The following is an 18,914-nucleotide window of genomic DNA, read 5'->3' on the forward strand; positions in this document are numbered from 1 at the left end:
CCGACCCCTCTGGAGTACCGGTGCCGGTCACTCCCGCCGATCGCGCAGGTCGCTCGATCAGCGGATCGTATACCATGGATTGTCAGCGAATACCGGGGCTCGACGGCGGGCCGTTCCCGTCGCAGACCTCGGTGGAGACGTCGATCATAAGAGAGGCGAGCTCGCCCGAGGGGAGTTTGAAGAGGTAGTGCCAGATCCAGACGTCGTCTCCCTCCCGGTACTGGAGCGGCGGGAGGAAGACCGGGCGTTCCCGGGCAAAGCCCTGCTGGACGGCCTCCAACAACCCGGGTTCGGCGAGAGCGGGGAAGACATCCCAGACATTCCGGCCGATCAGCTCCTCCTTCTTGAACCCGAGGATCTTCTCGGCCGCCCGGTTGATGTCGTTGAAGACGAACCCCTCACCACCGCGGATCACCCCGTAGACGATCACGCCGTTGCAAGCGTTCTCGAAGAGCGAACGGTACCGCGTCTCCCTGAAGGTCAGATTCTTTCGCTCCCTGCGGTCGCTCGTGATATCCTTGAAGACGATGGCGAACTCGTCCGGCGGGCCGCCGTTCTCCTGCCGGATCGGGGTGAAGTTCACATCAAAGTAGGCCACGCCGGACTTGGTGCTCGGGATCTGCTCCCGCCTCATGCGGTCGAAGTCGCAGGCGAGCTCGATCTCGGCCACCTGGCCTGCATGGACCAGCGACTCGAGCGTTCCCGGGGAACAGGCCAGGGTGAAGATGCTCGCGGCGGAGAGCTGCTCGAAGGTGTACAGCCCGAGGATCCTGAGCGAGGCGGGGTTGGCGTTCAGGATAGCCCCATCGGCGGCGAAGATGATGATCCCGTTTGGAACCGTCCCGAAGAGGGTCGCGATCTTCCACTCCGAGTTCTTCAGGGCGATCTCGATCTTCTTCAACGCGGTGATCTCCCGGAGGGTGACCAGGATCTCCGGGCTCTCGGTCTGCGAGACGATCGGCGCGAAGTTGACGAGATAGATCCGGTCCGTTCGCTCGTCGATCAACTGTATCTCCTCGAGGTAGGTCTCCGATTGGTGGATTCGCTCGATGTTCCGCCGGACCGCAATATCAGAGAAGATCCGGAGGTCGAGATCGAAGAGCGGAACCCCGATCAGGTTGTGGCCCGACCGGATGCCGAGGGTGGCGATGAAACTCGCGTTCACCATGCAGATCCGGAGGTCGGCGTCCAGGATCGCCAGCGCATTCGGGGAATGGTCGAAGATCTCACGCAGGGGCAGGCGGTGCGACCGCCGGTAGAGCTTCTTCTGGCCGAACCGTTCCATGTAGACGTCGCCGTTCGCGGCAAGGAGTTCGAGGTATTTGGCGGCGGAGACGCGGGTGATGCCGAGCTCGTGGGCGACCGCCGTCACGGACATCCCTGTCGTCGCGTGCTCTTCGAGCAGGTCGAGGATCCGGGAAAACTGCTCCTGGTATCCGGTCGCGGAGTCCGTCATGCCGCACCCTGTATCTCGCACAGCCAACCTTGTTGCCGTGATGCCGGGAACGATAGAATTTCAGTGGACATCGTACTTATGACAGGTTGTCGCCCTCACTCTGCAAAATACTTTCTCGTGAGCATACTCCGCCCGGTCGCTTTCCAGGTCACGGACACGACTCCGGGTCCATCGTCGTGATGCCGGAGGCGGAATCGATTCGCATGCGGACTGCCCCGCCCTGAAGGGTGGGGCTTCCCGCTCCGCCACCTTCACCCCCGCAGGATAAAGGTTTCCCTATTGGAGATCGGGGTATACCTGCCACGTATGTTGCGGGAACTGCGGGAGAAAGAGGGTCAACTGCAATAGCAGAGATGCGAAGATTCGGCGTGATCCGGGGGGTCGGATGGGCAGTACTATCCTCTTGCGGTGTTCAAGAAGACAGCAGGGGAAAGAAACGGTGTATCCCGGGAACGGAGATGGACCGGGAGAGCCCTTCCGGGAAATTCGGATAGGCTGTCCCGTCATGACCGGTACCACAATCGGGGAGCGCACATGCCTGTGCGGCACCCCCGTGGTTTCAGGTTGATGTGCTGTATCAGCAGGCGCGGCCCTTGTCGAGGCCGGTGATCCGGATGCCGCCGAACTGGCACTTGTTCTTGATGTTGAGGCCGATCAGGAGCGGCGTGATCTTCTCGATGATGCAGGCCCGCTCGAGTTTGCCGCAGTCGACGACCTTGATCCCCGGGATCTTCTCGATCAGCGGGGTCACGAGCTCCTTGGCCGCCTTATCGTCGCCGGAAATGAGACAGTCGCAGTCGATCGGTTCGTTCAGCTGCATCCACCAGGTCTGGGAGATGTTGTTGAACGCACAGATCACCTTCGCGTCCGGCAGGATCGACTGGGACCGTTCCGCGGCGGACCCCTCGGGGAGGTCGATGTACTTCGTCGCCGACCCGCCGATGCAGGACTCCAGCGGTCCGGTCGCGTCGAGCAGGGGCTTTCCTGCCGCACCTTCCTTGATCGAGAGCAGTGTGTCCTTCTGGGCCGCGAGCGGCACCGTGAGGACCAGGACGTCGGCGGCTTTTGCCGCGTCGGGGTTCGTGGCCGCCCTGATGTTCGGGATGTCGCCGAGAAGCTCCTTGACCTTGTCGACACCGGCCTGGGCCTTATCAAGCGTCCTCGAGCCGATGATGACGGTCTCTCCTACCTGTGCAAACCGGAGGGCGATCCCGAGACCCTGACCCCCCGTTCCACCGATTACTCCAATCGTCATGTATTAATCACTTCAATTTGTTTACTGTTGTCAGATTCGTGTTCGTTGCTCTATGCATCGGATACGGGTGTATCCGCTGTCGACAACCGCGGTTGTCCCCGTGATGTAGTTCGCTTTGTCGCTCGCGAACTACATGACGGCCGCATTCAGCTGGCCCTCTTTCCCGTGCCGTCCCATTGGGACCATGGCTTTCATTCTTGCTAATCCTGTCGCCTATTCGTCTCAGAGGCCTCCCCAAAACGAACTGCGAACCATAGGCAGGCCTGAGCAAAGCACCTGTACGCAGGTCATCTGCAGTCACACCGATGCCCCTCGCTCCTACCGGAACGGCAGTCGTATATCACGTCAGGGGGTGCGCCCGGTGGAACGGCGGGTCTGTGTGCACCAATGGTGCGATTAACGGCTACCAGATAGCAGGAGCTCGAGAAACCCGGAGGGTTTCGAGTGGGAAGAACGGGAAGGGTGTCCCCTCCCGACAGAGGGTTTCAGGGCGACCTCTCTGAGAAGAAGCTGCGCATTGTACCCCTTAAATGTTTCCATACTGCCCACGCAGTATAATCGCCGTCGATTCCGCTGAAAGAAAACGAGGATAACTGCATCAGGCACATGAGAGACTGCGCCGTTTATGGCGCGAACCGACGTTTCCGACAGGCAATGTCACCCCTTGCCGCGGGATGGCCAACAGACAGCGATGCCGCCTGCGTCGGGCAGTGAGAAACGGGCCTGCTCATGACCCGGTAATTGGATACCTCACCCCGGGAGGCAGAGAAAAGGAGAATTAAGGGTTTTAACAGAATATGGATGCCAGCCGCCTGACACAACCCGGTCTGCAACAGATGCGCGTCCAGCAGGGGGCAGCCCGATCTAGCCGGACTTGCTGCCGGGCAAAGACCCGGCAGAAAGACTCCCGGTGCACTTCGATCCCGTCTCTCCGGTAGTTGCAGATGGACCGGGAGAGCCCCAAAAGAGCGTTCAGACGGACTTCTCCCAGCCCTGGCCCATATCGATGAGGGGCCGCACCTCACCTACCTCGAACGTCACCGAGGCATGGATCATCGCTGCCGCCTCCTTGCCTGCGGCCTCGGCGACTTTTCTTCGGTAGGTATCGAGCGTCTCTCCGGAGGTCGCGTACTCCTTCATCTTCAGGTAGACCCGGAGCCCCTTCCAGTCCGCAAGCGTCGCTCCCTGTTCCATGATCGTGAAGACAGCATTGGGATTCTCCTGCAGGTAGGCAAACGTGCGGTTATTTCCGAGCCCCATCACGACGGTCTTCTCGTCGACCATCATCGGCGAGCCGAAGACCGCCGCATCGATCTTCCCTTCTTTGTTCGCGGTGCTGAGCACACCGAGCCTCGGCTGTTTGTTGAAGTAATCCATCAATTTTGATGACACAGGTACATTCCTCCTCTGGACCAGAACTTATCGTTCCGCCCTAAAAAGGTATGGGTATGGGGCCGCATGAACCCTGTGGGCCGCCGGGAGGTCTCGTTTTGAGGAGATCTCTTCCACCCACGTTATACCGCCAGGAACTCCCCGGGAGCGAGGCTGGTGGCGAGCATCACGGTATTGATCTCGGGGTTCCCGGTCCAGGTGCCGGCTTTCCGGTTCTCCGGGTCCATCCAGAAGCGCTCGATCTCATCGGCGAGCGGGGCGTACTGCATGAGAGCGTCCGCCCGCCGGGAGAGGTCAGGATTCTCACGGACTCGCTCCGCGAGCGCCCTGGCCCCCGACAGGCCGATGGAGAGCCCGAATTCCCGGAAGGCGAGACGGTAATCCGCGGGGTAGCGGAGCGTCCCGCCCCCGGCAAAGGCGGCGAGGCCGGCGAGGGCCGCGTCGAGGACGGATGCCAGCAGGTCGTCGGACATGGACCTGACCTGGCCCGCGAGGTGTGCGATCCTTCCGGCATCGTAAAGGAGGCCGCCGATGCCGAGCGGGTCGTCCGTAACGAGGCTCCCGCCCCGGCAGATGCCGGCCATATCGGCGATCTCGATCGAGAGGTCGATCCCCCCTGCAGATGCGTTGAGCTCGCTGTAGGTGACGAACCCGTCGAGCGGGTCGTGCTGGCCCATAGCGGGGACGAGCGGCCGGGCAAGGTCGATGCTCATCTTCCAGTACATTCTCCTGCCGCCGGAGGGGAGGGTGTCGGTGAACGCGGCGTGGGCAGCCTGTGCAAGTTCCACCGCCCACCGGGTATAGGCCGGGTCTCCGGTCGCCCTGCTCACCCGGTTGAGCGCGTGCATCCACTTCGTGAGGTAGTGATAATACTGCCCGTCACGGTCCCACTCCAGCCGCTCGTCGAACGGCTCACCGAGCCTTCGTTCGGGAAGCGGTTTACCGATCCGGAGTCCGCCCCGGGTCGGGTGCGCCTCGCCCTCCTCTTCGGGAAGTCCGCTGATCCAGCCCGTGCGAGAGTCGTCTTCGCGGTGCCGGCCGAGGGTGTGGTGTACCTGGTCGACGAGGCGGAGGGCGAGGTCGCGGTAGACCCCGTTGCCTGTCCGGCGAGAGAGTTCGAGGTAGTTGCAGACCGCGTAGGCGTCCGTCCAGAGGTAGCGTCTCGGGCGGGTGTGGGGCGGGTCAAGCCCGGTCCGGGCGGCAAACTCCGCCATGAGACCGCGGACGGTTGGGGTGGTCACGTTGTGCGCCATCTCTCCTTCACCGGGGGCTGGCTGATGAGACCGGCGGGCTCATGCTCACCGTGCGCGACCCGGCCCGGGAACCATCCTTCCCCCGGACTCGGGCCGCGGGGGCTTGATCCCGAACTCCGGCAGGATGACGTCGTGGGCGAGGTTGATGAACGCCTCCTGGTCAGGGCCCACCTGGTGCAGCAGGACGCTGTCGTATCCCATATCGACGAATTTGCCCACCTTCTCGATGATCTTCTGCGGGTCAGGGCCGCAGAGGACGTTCTTTGCGACATCCTCTGGTGTCACCATCTGCTGCAACTGCTCAAAGTGTGTCGGGGTGGGGACGATCCAGTTCAGTTCCCCCTTGTTCGCGGCCATAGGGAACCACTCGTATGCCGTGCGCTTCGCCTCCTCCTCGCTCGTGCCGTAGCAGACCACGGTCTCGATCATGCACGATTTGCCCTCGCCGCCCGACGAACGGAACGTTTCGATGACCTCTTCGGGCTTCTGCTCGAAGTGGATGAGCGCGTCGCCGATCTCGCCGGCAACCTCCGCCGAGATCGGCCCTTCCGCTGAGATACGGATCTGCGGTAACTCCCTCGGCAGTTCGTAGATCCGGGCGTTGTCGAGGGTGTAGTAGGTGCCGGAGTAGTCCTGCATGCCACCCCTCCAGAGCGTCCGGATGATCTTCACCGCTTCGCGGAGCATATCGAGCCGCACCGGCTCGGACGTCGGAAAGACGCCGCTGACGACATGTTCGTTCAAACTCTCGCCCGTCCCGAGCCCGAGTTCGAACCTTCCCGGCATCATCGTGGCGGCGGTTGCAGCGGCCTGCGCGACGATCGCCGGGTGATAGCGTATCAGCGGGCAGGTCACGCCGGTGGAGACCCTGACCCGCGAGGTGGCCTGCGACACCCCGCCGATGGTGCACCAGACAAACCCGGCGTGCCCGTGGTTCGAGATCCACGGGAGGTAATGATCGCTGATGCTCAGAAACGAGAAGCCAGCGTCCTCGGCAAGCCTTGCGTTCTTCACCAGTTCGGGCGCACTGTGCGACTCGGTGAAGAGTTTATAGCCAATCTCGACCATGTTTTCTCTCTCCTCTCGGATTCCCCGTCCCTTGCACGGAGGTGCCGGGGTATAGGCGCCGGGAGAGATCGTCACCGGTCTTAAGCGTTGTGCCGATTAAAAAATGGCATTGTCGAGGGGCGGTTCAGTAGCCCGTCGCGTAGTAGTAGCCGTCCTCCTCCCGGACGCGGACAGGGACACGGAAGAGCCCGCCGATAGCGTCGTCGGTCAGCACCTCCGCCTTCGGGCCGTCCTGCCGGACGGCGCCGTCCCGCATCAGGACGACCCGGGAGATCTCGGGGATGATATCGTGGAGGTTGTGGGTCACCAGGATGATGCCGGTGCCGGACTGTGCGATCTTTCGGAGGGTTTTTCTGAAGGTGTGGAGCGCGTGAAGATCAAGGCTGTTCGTGGGCTCGTCGAGGACGAGGGTGCCCGGGTCGTGGACGAGTGCCCGCCCTATCAGGAGCCTGCGGGCCTCGCCCGAGGAGATCTCGGTCATCGGGCGATCGGCAAGGTGGGCGACGTCGAGGAACTCGAGGATCTCGTCGGCCTTCCGCTCCATCGCGTCCGTCACCTCGTGGGAGAGGAAGAGCCCGATGCTCGAGAAGAACCCCGAGAGGACGACCTCGCGGCCCGATATCCTGCGGACGAAAGTCTGCTGGAGGTCGGCGGAGACGACCCCGAGGTGGGACCTCAAGGAGAAGGCGTCCCACGTATCCTGCCCCCGGAACCGGAACGTGACCTCCGGGCCCGGCGAGGAGGGGTAATACTCGCGGGTGATCGCCCGGATGAGCGACGACTTCCCGGCGCCGTTCGGCCCGAGGATGGCGATATGCTCTCCCTCGCGGATCGTGAGCGATACAGAGTCGAGGAGTCTGTGGCCGTCCCGGACGACGCTGACGTTTTTGAACTCGACGAGCGGCGGTGACTGTTGAGCGCCGGCGGTGCTATCGGTCATGCCGGCCGCTCCGTCGGGTGGGGTATTCGGTACAGGGATTCCATCGATTGTCGCTGTGTATGTTGGACGGTTCTCGTCAAAAGGTACGCTTTCGTCACCGCGGGGCACCGAGCAGCGCGGCAACCCTCTCCGGGTCGTCCGTGTAGACGCGGAGGAACCCGGCGGGCTTGAGCGCTGCCCTGACGTGGCCGGGATACCGCAGACTGACCAGGAAACGATAGAGCAACTCCAGCATGAACACCGCAACGCCGACCTCAAAGAAGGTGCGAACGAGGAATTCGGGATCGACAGCCAGGGCGCCCGAATACCGTATCCACCCAACCCACACCCTGACGAAGTATACCCCCGCAATCAGGAGAACCAGGAAGAGTGCAAATGTCCAGCGGAGGATGGGAGGGTACGGCCCCTTCACCTCGACCGATCTGAAAGCATCCTTTCCGAAGACGAGCGGCTGAGAACGCGATCTCCGGACGACGATGGCATCCCTGAATGACTCTATCTCAGCCCGTTTCGTATCGAGAGAGAGATGCACCGCGGCATACGCTATAAAGGAGAGGCCTGTGAGGATAAGGAACACGAAGCGCAGGGAGGGGATCAGGAGACCTGCCACGAAGAGTCCGCCGAAGACGAGGATCGAGACCGGTAAAAAACGGGGACTGGTGTAATCCACAAATACGCCCTCGATGACCTCCCGGCTGCAACCTTTAGCGGCTTCGAGCCCGATCTCGCCGTCGGGGGTGGGATACTGTCGGCGGACGGTCCCGGTCACCGCCGCGTTCGGGCACCAGCCGAGTTTCTTCCTGAGATACTCCATAAAGACCGTCATCAGGAACCCCCCAGCACCCGGGCAATCCGTTCGGGGTCGTCCGTGTAGACGTGGAGGAACCCGCCGGACTCCAGTTTCACCTTGAGGTAACCGGGATACCGCAGACTGAGAAGGGCGTGATATAACTTCGCTAGCAAATACACCGCAAAGCCGGCTGAAAAGAGAAGATGAAACGAGAACTCGGGGTCGACCATCTGGCCGCCTAAAAACTGCGTCAACCCCCTCCCTGCGAGGCCGAAGAATATCCCCGCAACCAGGAGAAGAAAGAGCAACGCGACCGCCCAGCGAGGAATGGGAAGGTTTGTCTCTTTCACCTCGACCGACCTGACGGCATCCTTTTCGAAGACGAGCGGTTGGGAATGCGGTCTCCGGACAATGATGGCATCCCCGAAGGACTCTACTACTGTCTGTTTTGTATCGAGATAGAGGCGCACTGCGGCATACGTCGTGAAGGTGAGGGCGAGGAGGATATAGAACCCGGAACGCAACTGGGGGATCAGGAAGCCTATTACGAGGAGCCCGAAGAACCCACCGAGGGCAAGCAGCATCAGCGGTAAGAGGCGGGGACTGACGTAGTCCACGAATACGTTCTCCACCACCTCCCGATTGCCGTCCGCCGCAGCCCCGAGCCCGACCTCGCCGGCCGGCTCAGCATACCGGCGCTGGCAGACCCCGGCGGCTGCCGCGTTCGGGCACCAGCCGAGTCTCTTCCGGATATACTCCACGAAAACCATCATCCGGCTACCTCCAGCATGCGGGCTATCCGTTCGGGGTCGTCCGCGTAGATAGCAGCAAGTTTCTTCTCCGCGGTCGTTATCGTCAGGGTTCGCGGGTAACGTGCCCGCACGTAGGTGCGGTAGACGATCACGGGGAAGAAGATTGCGCCACCAATCCCGAAGATAAACCGCATGGAGGTCGGGTTATCCCATCCAAGGTATATACTGCCGGCCGCCGACACGAGAAGCGCCGCCAGCGTCGTCGCGAGGAGCCAGAAGGGGACGGGGAGTTTGTTCTCTCCCACCTCCACCTTCACGACGGCATCCTTAGGGATGACGACGGGCCGAAAGAGCGGTCGCCTGATGGTGATCGCGTCCGAAGCAATCTCGACGCGGGCTCTTCGCAGGACCCCGTACAACTCCACACCGGAGAAAGCCAGCAGGGTAGCCAGCAGGAGAAGACGGCCAGCAAGAGCTGTCACAGCGAGGCAGCCGATGAGAGAGGCGCCGGCAAGCAGCAGCAGGAAGAGCCTCCCCGGGGTGCCGATTGGGCCGTAGTCCACCAGTGCACCCTCCACCACATCCCGGTTGCCTTCTCTCGCCATACCGACCTCGCCCTCCGGCGCGGCATACCGCCGGCGGACAGTGCCGGCCGCCGCCGCGTTCGGGCACCAGCCCATCCAACGGCGTATCGTCTCGGAGAACTTCATTATCATACGCGTTCACCCTTTGTTGCCGTATCCACGGTATACACCGACCCCCACTCCGCGATCATGATCGCCTGGTGCCGGCGCTCCCAGAGGATCGTGAGGCCGTACCAGGTCCAGAAGATGAGGCTTGCGCCCAGCATGAGCCCGGGAATCCGGTCGAACATCTCGCCCAGAACAAGGTACGCCATACCGGCGACAAAGAGAACGGAGAACACCGGTGCTTTCAGGTACTGAACAATGCGCCGTCCAGGGGTCATGTTCTCCCTGTGGAACTCACCGGCGGCAACCCGCGCATACCGCTTCCGATAACTGAGCAGAGCGCCGAGGAGCGCCCCTACCCCGACGGCAAGACCCGTCCACATGGCAAGGTGCCCTGAAGCATCCTCGACCAGGGTAAAGAGCGCCGCTGCCACCGCTGATGCAACCAGCGCCGCGATGAGCAGCTGGTTGTGGTGGATTCGCCACCACCCGGGCTCGGTCCGGGGGACGCAGTCCCGCCCGCCCGGTAACGCGGCAGTCGCCGGTCGCATCGTGAGCTCCGGCCGCATCGACCCCGTCATGGGGCACCAGCCCATAAGCCTCCGTATCGCCCCGGTGACCTTCAGCATCATGCGTTTTCACCCTCCGCTGTCGTATCCAGGGTATACATCGACCCTTTCTCCGCGATCAGGGTTGTGCGGTGTCTGCGCTCCCAGAGGATCGTGATACCGTACGTCGCCCACCCAATGAGGCTCACGGCCAGCATGAACCCGATGATCTGGCCGAACATCTCGTTCCGAATAAAAAGCACCACGATAGCGGCGGAGAGAATGAGGGCCACCGGCCCGCCCAGGTCCCGGATGACGCGCTGCCACCGGCTCATGTTGGCCCTGATGAACTCGCCGGCGGCAACCCGCGCATACTGCTTCCGGTGACCGAGCAGGAAGCCGAGGGCCCCTCCAGCCCCGATGGCAAGGCCCGTCCACACATCCGGATACCCCAACTCATCCCCGATCAGGAGATAAACCGCTGCTGTCGCCGCCGATGCGGCCAGCGCCATGGTGAAGAGCTGGTTGTGGTAGCGGTGCCACCACCCGGGTTCGGCCCGGAAGAGCCCGTCCTGCCCGCCCGCCGCCGCGGCCGCAGCCGACCGCACCGCGAGTTCCGGCCGCATCGCCCCCGTCATGGGGCACCATCCGAGATACGCCCGGATCGTCTCCATGAGCGGCATCAGACCATCTCCCGGAGTTTCGCGAAGAGTTCGTCGGCCATACGGGTCGGGTCGTCGGTCTTTTCAAGCGTAATCCCCAGTTCGTCGGCGTAGCCCCAGAGAAGCTCGATGCACCGGGCGTACCGCTGGCACGCGCCGCAGTCGCCCTCGTGCTCGTACCAGACCTGCACCCCGCGGTCCGCCGAGACGAAGACGATGGCCGCCGCGTCGAAGGGAACGGAGCGGCCAAGGAGGACGCCAACTCCCGCGTTCAGGCGCTCGATCTCGATCTGGTTCGCCTGCGCCATCGAAAGAAGCGTCTCCTCGACCTTCCGGTCCATGGCGAGCAGCGCCTTCGAGACCGCCTGGCGGGATATGCGGAAGCGGTCTGCGATGCTGACGTTCGGGAGGCCGGTGCGGCGGAGCTGCCAGAACGCAAACTGCCTGTCGTTTAAGGGGATAGGCATGCGTCAACATTCAGGGGTTGACAATATATACATTTCGATCTTTCCCGTCGAGCCGGCTCGTGTGCGGTTCCCGGCGGTCGGATAGCGCCCGGGTCATACCCCACTTCCCTGACCGGATGGTGACAGGCCGCCGGGTGTACGCTCCCCGACCGGGAGGCGGATCAGAAAATTAATCGCCGTTCCCCCGGAACAGAACCGTATGGATACCGCACTGCGCGACGCCTACATTGAACTCCACGAGAAGTACTTCCCGGGCACAGAACTCCCGATCGCCTTCGAGGTCGGAGGCGCGACCGATGAAGTGGAGAAGGCCCCCGCCCCGAAAGGCTGGAGGTGCTTCGTCTGCGACCTTGTAAAGGTACGAAACGGAAAGAGCCTTGTCTTTTCCGAGGACTCCATCGGCTGCCGCGGCGGGAGGTTCTACCTCGGTTACGACGCAGAGCGGTTCCCCGACTTCCGCTACTTCCTCTCCACCGGGAAACCCGGTGAGATGGAAGGGGAGCGCTACAAGCAGACGCCGGAGATCGTCGACGAACTCGACCGGGGAACTCCCCGGATACCGACAAAGGGACGGAGCATCGTCTTCAAGCGCTGGGACAACCTCACGGACGCCGACAACCCGGACGCCGTCGTCTTCTTCGCCCGCCCGGAAGTGCTCTCCGGCCTCTTCACGCTTGCGAACTTCGACCGGGCCGACCCATACGGGGTCGTGACCCCCTTCGGCGCCGGGTGCAGCTCGGTCTTCTCCTTCCCCTGGCTTGAGCAGCAGAGCGAGAACCCACGAGCGGTGCTCGGGATCTTCGACCCCTCGGCACGGCCCTGCGTCCCGCTGGATGTCCTGACGATGGCATTTCCCATGAAGAAGTTCGAGAGGGTCATCGGCTATATGGAGGAGAGTTTCCTCATCACGGAGTCCTGGGAGAAGGTGATGAAGAAGATAGACCGGAGCAATAGCCTCCATTCGCCCCAAAAATGAGCGGACGGGGGATTCAACCGAGCGTCCGGTTGAAGAACCCCGCCATCTCCGAATACGCGCTCTCCGTGAGGGGCGTCTCCACGAGCTCCCCGTCCTCGCCGATCATGAACCCGTGCGGCTCGCCCTGGTAGACCTTGAGCTCGAAGTACTTCCCGGCCGCATCGAGCTCGGTCGCGTAGCGGTAGATATCGGCCACCGGGCTCGCCTCGTCCGCCGTGCCGTGGATGATCAGCATCGGGTCGGTGATGTTGCCGATCTGGCTTGCCGGCGCCGTCCCGTTCGCCTGCCCGCCGGAGTAGGGGAAGCCGTACCAGGCGACACCCGCACTGAACTCCTCGATCCGGGGCAGGAAGAGCATCGTGTAGCGTCCGCCCGCGCAGAACCCCGCGAGCCCGATGCTGCTCGCGTTCACCTCGGGCCGGGTCCCGAGATACGCGACCGTATCCCGGATCAGCTCTTCCGTCACGTTGTCCTGTGGCGCCTGCTCGAAGGTCTGCCACTCCGGGGCGATGACGACGAACCCATCTGCCGCCAGGCGGTCGGCCATAACCCGGTATCCGGGCTCCAGGCCGTTGAAGGAGTGGATTAGCACCACGGCCGGGGACGGCCCATCGCCTTCGGGGGTCGTGATGTAGGCCGGATAACTCTGGCCGTCGCTCTGGATGTTCACCGTCGTTCCGTTCCGCATCCCGGCAGTCCCGATGTCGGCGGCGCCCACACCGCCGACGAGAAGGAGCAGGGATACGACCGCTGCAAGCAGGATCATACTTCTCATAGGTTACCCCCCCGTCCCAGGGTGCACCCTCATCCTGCTCACGTCATATAACGGTGACGCCCGTTCGGCAAAAAAAGTGGTCAGATGAGTTCCCGGATATCCGCAAACGTTGCGTTCTTCGGGACCCGGACAGCGCTCTCGGTGTAGTTCAGCCCGCCGGCGGTGCGGAGTTCGTCGAGTTCGTAGACCCGCGGCCCGTACTGGTACCCGGTCTCGTTCAGCCACCATGCCGGGTACCCAGGCTCCTCGACAGCCTCCGTCGCCGGGTCGGTTATGAGGCCGTTCGAGTACGTAACGACCAGCGTGCCCGCGAGGCCGTGCCATTCGTCGACGATCTCGTCACCCCGCATGACCGTGACGTTCGTGAGGAGACGTGCCGCCCCTTCATGGTCGCCGGCAGCGATGAGTTCGGCCGCCTCTCTATCGGTCTGCTGCACAAGGGCAATCGATTCGGCCTCGAGCTCGACCTGTTTTTCGGTGATTTCACCGATCATCGCGTCGTAGCGAAGCATGGCCCAATTCGTTACAAAATCAAACGTCCAGTAGGCGGCGTCTGGATCGTATTCAAACCGGTCGCCGGTCGCGTATGCGGAGGATACGTTCGTTGACCCCGCGTAGATCGGCGCATAGACCGTCTCGTATGCGACCGCGGGGCCGAACCAGAGCACGCCTCCCACCGGGTCGGGGAGGGACGACCGCGCCTGGGCGACGTAACTGTAACTGCAGAAGATCTCCGAGATCGCCCGCGGGTTCGCCCCGGCACGGACCTCCATAGAAGACCCGTTCTGGAAATTCGTGTGGGCGTCGTCGGGTCCCAGGTACCGGTAGGGGTTCCCGAACGGCCCTGCGGCTTCGCCGGTAGAGAGGTCGAATCCGGTTCCCTCGTAGTGGTCCCGGAAGAGCGAGAACGCTCCGGTCAGGTTGACCTTCTCGTCGGGCGCGATGGTGAACGGGTACGCCTTCGTGTACGAGTCCTCGACGTACGGGCTCAGGTTGAGCGACGGGGCGAGCAGGTCCTGGATGCGCCAGACCCGCATCAGCGAGTAGTAGGGGTGCGAGTACTCGCCGTAACTGACGGCTTCGAGCCAGTCGAGGGTGCCGTCCCCGGGAGACCAAACGCCCGCTTCTTCGAGTTTTGTGAAGAGATCGGCCGAGTAGATCTGGTCGGGGTTTCCGGGAGCGACCTCGCGGATCCTGAACTCGTTTGCCGCTACAAAGACCTCTCCATCAGGGATCTTCTGCGCGACCCAGAGGCCCCCGCCGTCTTCCGGATCGAGGCTCGAGCAGATCTCAATGACCCACGCCTCCTCCGGGTCGGCAAAGACGAGCGTCTCGCCGGTTCCGTAATAGCCGTAGGTGTCGATCAGGTCGCCGACCAGTTTAACCGCTTCCCGTGCTTTCGTGCACCGCTCGAGTGCCACGTTCGAGAGCTCCGAGGAGTAAAAGATCCGCTTTCCTTCGGCTGCATCAAGCTCGACTTTCGCGTATTCGGTGCATTCGGCGGAGAGGAGCTGGTGCTCGTTCATCATGCCGTACGAGCCGGTGTAGTAGGCGTAGGTGTGCGGCACCTGGTCGATATACCCGAGAACCATGCGCGAATCACCGCCGCTCGCACCTCCCGCCGTATCCGAACCGCTGTCGGGATCGAAAACGATTGCTCTCTTCTCTCCGGGAGCATGGTCGGCCGCGGGGACGTAGAGTATGCTGATGTCGTCGATGTTCCTCCAGTCTTTCCCGACGCCGTCGTTCGTGTGCCCGACGTACATCGACCCGTCTTCGGATGCGCCGGGCGTTATCGCAAAGACGGTACATGCCGCTGCATTCGAGACCACCAGGGATGCAACGAACAGGCAGAGGGCGCTTCGTAAGAAAACAGTCATATCCACACGCTTTCGCATAAAGAAAAATGATAACCCGGACTTAAAAGGATGGCGAATTGTTCGTTACTGTTTCGGCACGGCAGAACGGAAAGACAAAGCATATAAGGCCGGAAAGGCTGCTCGTAAAATAATGGACCCAGATGTACGTTTGAGCATGATGGAAGACTTCTTTGCTGCGTATGCGGCGGGCTTCAACAAGGCCCTTGTCGATGCGCCGGAGATCGACGTCGAGGCCACGGCAGAGGCGTTTGCCGATTGCATCATCGCGGCGGACCCGAACGGTGTCTCCTGCGGAAGGAACGGCGAGGAGTTCCGCGCTCAGATCCCGAAGGGGTTTGAGTTCTACCGGAGCATCGGGACGAAATCCATGAGGGTCGCGTCGCTTGCGGTCACACCTCTCGACGACTATCACCTGATGGCAAAGGTGCACTGGGTATCGGTGTATCGGAGGAAGGACGGCAGCGATGACCAAATTGATTTCGAGAACATCTACTTTGTCCAGACAATCGGCGAAAAACCCCGGATATTCGGGTACATCACCGGGGACGAGCAGAAACTGCTGCGCGAGCGGGGATTGATCCCGCAATAGCAAAAGACAGCCTCGCGTCCTCACTTCACGGCCCTGCGTATCCCCCGTACGGGGTAGGATTTACCGGTGATGCGGAGAGGCGGCAACGGCGTCCCGGAAGAGAGAGGCCGGACGTCACTTGCGACAGGGATCGCTCTGGTTCCGATCGTTCCGATCACGTGCTGCTCCGCAACGTGGCTCGAATGAGGGAACCGCCGGACTGCTGGCGACACGCTCCGGAGCGGATCGGTTGTACCCGGAACGCGGAATTGTAACTCTCCGGGACGGCCGCCGGCATCTCCGAACGTATCCGGAAGCACGAGGTCACGAGAAAATCCGGATCTACCCGAAACGGTCTCGCCACACTTACAGGATATACAAAGACAACATTGAATAGCATGATAGTCCCAAAACTACTTCAGGACCGACATTGATTGAGTCAGAAGATCCTGAATTATTAAATTGCCATTACGGGTCATAAAATAGGCTGGATATCGATAACACCCTTCGTCTGGCTTTCGAGACCTGGGGCGGAACAGAAGGCTCCAGAGAACAAAGATCCTGTTGGGATAGCCATAATGGACCGAAATCCTTTGAATGCAGTAGTTTTTGAGGATGGGTTATCAGATTCTTTTGGGATGGCAGGCATGATCACCCTGAGAACCCCACTGTCGCCATCGGGGTGAGGAATCCAGGATTTCAGGCAGAAATGGCGAAAGTGGGCACGAAGATACTCCTGCCACAGGGGCGGTATACATCCCGCTCAGGGAGAGCAAAACCCAGATGTCCGAAGGTGAAGGATGAAGTATATCGGAGCCGAGAACAACAAGACCGGTGAAACGCCCCGGCCAGCCGGGGCGGGCTTCCGGCGAGCTCGCTCCGCCTGGCAACCCGTCGTTTGAAGGAGAATCCGAGATTTGGCACTGGATGATTCGTTGCTCAAAAGGATGGCCGAAACGACCCAGTACCTGGAGAACCTGATCACCTACGCGAACGCCCCCATCATCGTCTGGGACGTAGGCCTCAGGATCACGAGGTTCAACAACGCCTTCGAGCGGCTGACGGGTCGAACCGCGGGCGAGGTCATCGGCCGGTCGCCGGAGATCCTCTTTCCCGAAACACGGCGTGAAGAGTTGATGGATCTCATCCGGAAGACGACGGCAGGGGAGCGGTGGGAGACCGTCGAGATCCCCATCCTCACGGCAGACGGCAGGATCCGGACGGTCCTCTGGAACTCCGCCGCCGTGTACGGTGACGATCGGGCAACGGTCACCTCGGTCATCGCCCAGGGCCAGGACATCACCGGGCGCAAACGGGCCGAAGAGGCGCTCAAGAGAGCGAACGACAGACTGGAGATGCGCGTTCTGGAGCGCACCCAGAGGCTCCGGGAGATGAACGAGGCCCTGCAGGCGGAGATCACCGAACGCGTCCGGGCGGAGGAGGCGGTGAAGGCCGAGCGGCAGCGTCTCTACGACGTCCTGGAGACGCTGCCGGTGTACGTGATCCTGCTCTCGCCGGATTATCGGGTGCCCTTCGCGAACCGTTTCTTCCGGGAACGATTCGGGGAGTCGGATGACCGGCGCTGCTACGAGTACCTCTTCTCACGCACAGAGCCCTGCGAGAACTGCGAGACCTATCGTGTCCTGAAGACAAAGGCGCCCCACCACTGGGAGTGGACCGGGCCGGACAACCATGATTACGATATCTTCGACTTCCCCTTCACCGAAGCGGACAGCTCCCCCCACATATTAGAGGTCGGCATCGACATTACAAAGCGCAAGCGTGCCGAGGAGGCGTTGCAGAGATTGAACGAGACGCTCGAGCAGCGCGTGATCGAACGTACGGACGAACTCGCGAAGGCCAACGCCATCCTCAATGCCATCTGCGAGAATACGCCGGCACCCATCTATGTCACCGATCGCCGGAGCCGGCTCGTGATCTGCAACCCTGCCGTGCTCCGGATGATCGGCAGACCGCACCCCGAGGTGTTCGGGAAGTCGAAAGCCGAACTCCTCGGTCCGGAGGCCGGGGAACCCATCGTAGCCCACGAGCAGCGCGTCATGGAGACCGGGATCACCGAGACCTTTGAGGAAGAGATCGGCGATCGGATCTACTACTCGACAAAAACGCCTCTCCGGGATCTGCAGGGAGCGATCACCGGAATCATTGCCGTCGGAACGGAGATCACCGGACTGAAACGGGTGGAAGCACAGAGGCAGGAGCTCCTGGAACAACTGCAGCAGTTCGCCGAAGAGATGGAGGTCCAGAACAAAGAACTGCAATTCACCACCGGGCAACTCCAGGAGAAGAGCAACGAACTGGTGCATCTCAACCGGGTCCTCCGGGAGAGCGAGGAACATTTCCGTTCTCTCATCGAGAACGCGTCCGATATCATCATACTTCTCGACACGAACGGGTGCATCACTTATGCGAGCCCCTCGGTGAAGCGGATCGGCGGCTACGACCCTGAAGGCCTCATCGGCATGAACATACTCGACCTCACGCATCCCGATGATTTCGCGGGGGTGGTGGAAGCGATGAGAACCGCAGCGACCCGGCCATCGGCGAGACTCACCTTCGAGATCAGGATCCGGCATGCGGCCGGGCGGTGGATATTCCTCGACGTTACGGGTGCAAACCTGCTCGGGGAGGGGAGAGACCGGAGATTCATCGTGAACGCTCGCGACGTCACCGATCGAAAACAGGCCGAAAAGGAGCGGAACAGGTTGATCGCCGGTCTGGAGGAGGCGCACCGGGAGGCAAACCTGTATCTCGACATCATGACGCACGATATCAGGAACGCGAACAACGTCTCGGGCATCTACGCCGACCTCATGCTCGACCTCCTTGAGGGCACCGAGAAGACCTACGCTCAAAGACTCCACGACAGCATCGCGCGGAGCACGGAGATCCTCATGAACGTGGCGACAATCCGGCGGATCCATACAGAATTGACGAAATTCGCGCCGGTAAGCCTCAACGGAGTCATAAAAGAGGAGATTGGAAATTTCAGCAGAGCATCGATACGGCAGAAGGTCCCACCGCTCGAGGTCCTGGCGGACAATCTCCTCTCCACGGTCTTCATGAACCTCATCGGCAACAGCGTCAAGTTCGGCGGCCCGGACGTGGAGATCGTCGTCCGGGCGGAGGAGCGGGACGGCGAGGTGCTGGTGACGGTCGAGGACAACGGACCCGGCGTGCCCGACGACGTGAAGGGGAAACTCTTCCACCGGTTCGAGCGGGGGAAGGCCCGGGGGAAGGGCGACGGGCTCGGGCTCTTCATATGCAGGACGCTCGTCGAGCGTTACGGAGGAAGGATCTGGATCGAGGACCGCGTGCCCGGCTGTCCGGAGGACGGGGCGGCATTCCGGTTCACGCTCACGCTGGCGAAGCAGGATTGAGGCCTACGGCAATGACCGGAGAAGCTCTCGCCTCCCCGCCCC

17 protein-coding genes are annotated in these 18,914 nt (G+C 61.9%); 3 read left to right on the forward strand and 14 right to left on the reverse strand.

Annotated elements, in window-relative coordinates:
- Positions 1-82: 82 nt before the first annotated feature.
- The 12 genes from BRA49_RS09810 to BRA49_RS09865 all read right to left on the reverse strand — a co-directional run bounded on the left by BRA49_RS09810 (position 83) and on the right by BRA49_RS09865 (position 11,272).
- Complete coding sequence (locus tag BRA49_RS09810) at positions 83-1,456, reverse strand: PAS domain S-box protein (protein ID WP_292385627.1); 1,374 nt, start codon at positions 1,454-1,456, stop codon at positions 83-85.
- A 577-nt stretch (positions 1,457-2,033) separates the two neighbouring features.
- Entirely contained in the window at positions 2,034-2,711 is a 678-nt protein-coding gene (gene npdG, locus BRA49_RS09815) for an NADPH-dependent F420 reductase (protein ID WP_292385629.1), read from the reverse strand.
- Between the two features lie 972 nt (positions 2,712-3,683).
- Entirely contained in the window at positions 3,684-4,103 is a 420-nt protein-coding gene (locus BRA49_RS09820; protein ID WP_292385631.1) for a pyridoxamine 5'-phosphate oxidase family protein, read from the reverse strand.
- Between the two features lie 122 nt (positions 4,104-4,225).
- Positions 4,226-5,356: a hypothetical protein gene (locus BRA49_RS09825; protein ID WP_292385633.1), complete on the reverse strand. Its 1,131-nt coding sequence runs from the start codon at positions 5,354-5,356 to the stop codon at positions 4,226-4,228.
- 45 nt (positions 5,357-5,401) lie between these two features.
- Positions 5,402-6,424 carry a TIGR03557 family F420-dependent LLM class oxidoreductase gene (locus tag BRA49_RS09830; RefSeq protein WP_292385635.1) on the reverse strand — a complete coding sequence of 341 codons (1,023 nt, stop codon included), beginning with the start codon at positions 6,422-6,424 and terminating at the stop codon, positions 5,402-5,404.
- A 124-nt stretch (positions 6,425-6,548) separates the two neighbouring features.
- Positions 6,549-7,364, reverse strand: coding sequence for an ABC transporter ATP-binding protein (locus tag BRA49_RS09835; protein WP_292385637.1), 816 nt, complete (start codon positions 7,362-7,364; stop codon positions 6,549-6,551).
- A gap of 94 nt (positions 7,365-7,458) precedes the next feature.
- Positions 7,459-8,190 carry a hypothetical protein gene (locus BRA49_RS09840; protein ID WP_292385639.1) on the reverse strand — a complete coding sequence of 244 codons (732 nt, stop codon included), beginning with the start codon at positions 8,188-8,190 and terminating at the stop codon, positions 7,459-7,461.
- On the reverse strand, positions 8,190-8,927 hold the full coding sequence (locus BRA49_RS09845; RefSeq protein ID WP_292385641.1) for a DUF1673 family protein: 738 nt from the start codon (positions 8,925-8,927) through the stop codon (positions 8,190-8,192). Before BRA49_RS09845 ends, BRA49_RS09840 begins: the two co-directional genes overlap by 1 nt.
- Positions 8,924-9,622, reverse strand: coding sequence for a DUF1673 family protein (locus tag BRA49_RS09850; RefSeq protein ID WP_292385642.1), 699 nt, complete (start codon positions 9,620-9,622; stop codon positions 8,924-8,926). Before BRA49_RS09850 ends, BRA49_RS09845 begins: the two co-directional genes overlap by 4 nt.
- A complete protein-coding gene (locus BRA49_RS09855) occupies positions 9,619-10,227 on the reverse strand; it encodes a DUF1673 family protein (protein WP_292385644.1) in 609 nt (202 codons plus the stop codon). Before BRA49_RS09855 ends, BRA49_RS09850 begins: the two co-directional genes overlap by 4 nt.
- A complete protein-coding gene (locus tag BRA49_RS09860; RefSeq protein ID WP_292385646.1) occupies positions 10,224-10,826 on the reverse strand; it encodes a DUF1673 family protein in 603 nt (200 codons plus the stop codon). Before BRA49_RS09860 ends, BRA49_RS09855 begins: the two co-directional genes overlap by 4 nt.
- On the reverse strand, positions 10,826-11,272 hold the full coding sequence (locus BRA49_RS09865; protein ID WP_292385648.1) for a hypothetical protein: 447 nt from the start codon (positions 11,270-11,272) through the stop codon (positions 10,826-10,828). Before BRA49_RS09865 ends, BRA49_RS09860 begins: the two co-directional genes overlap by 1 nt.
- A gap of 199 nt (positions 11,273-11,471) precedes the next feature.
- Here BRA49_RS09865 and BRA49_RS09870 point away from each other — a divergent pair, with 199 nt between their 5' ends.
- A complete protein-coding gene (locus BRA49_RS09870; RefSeq protein WP_292385650.1) occupies positions 11,472-12,248 on the forward strand; it encodes a DUF169 domain-containing protein in 777 nt (258 codons plus the stop codon).
- Between the two features lie 13 nt (positions 12,249-12,261).
- Here the strand turns inward: BRA49_RS09870 and BRA49_RS09875 are convergent, their stop codons facing one another.
- Both BRA49_RS09875 and BRA49_RS09880 read right to left on the reverse strand, forming a co-directional pair.
- A complete protein-coding gene (locus tag BRA49_RS09875; RefSeq protein WP_292385652.1) occupies positions 12,262-13,023 on the reverse strand; it encodes a dienelactone hydrolase family protein in 762 nt (253 codons plus the stop codon).
- Positions 13,024-13,103: 80 nt separating this feature from the next.
- Entirely contained in the window at positions 13,104-14,903 is a 1,800-nt protein-coding gene (locus BRA49_RS09880; RefSeq protein ID WP_292385654.1) for a dipeptidase, read from the reverse strand.
- 130 nt (positions 14,904-15,033) lie between these two features.
- Between BRA49_RS09880 and BRA49_RS09885 the strand changes: the two genes are divergently transcribed.
- A complete protein-coding gene (locus BRA49_RS09885; RefSeq protein WP_292385656.1) occupies positions 15,034-15,492 on the forward strand; it encodes a hypothetical protein in 459 nt (152 codons plus the stop codon).
- An 896-nt stretch (positions 15,493-16,388) separates the two neighbouring features.
- Positions 16,389-18,872 carry a PAS domain-containing protein gene (locus BRA49_RS09890; protein WP_292385658.1) on the forward strand — a complete coding sequence of 828 codons (2,484 nt, stop codon included), beginning with the start codon at positions 16,389-16,391 and terminating at the stop codon, positions 18,870-18,872.
- Positions 18,873-18,914: the final 42 nt, after the last annotated feature.

It is taken from the genome of Methanoculleus sp. UBA430 (assembly GCF_002506585.1).
Taxonomy (GTDB): Archaea; Halobacteriota; Methanomicrobia; order Methanomicrobiales; family Methanoculleaceae; genus Methanoculleus.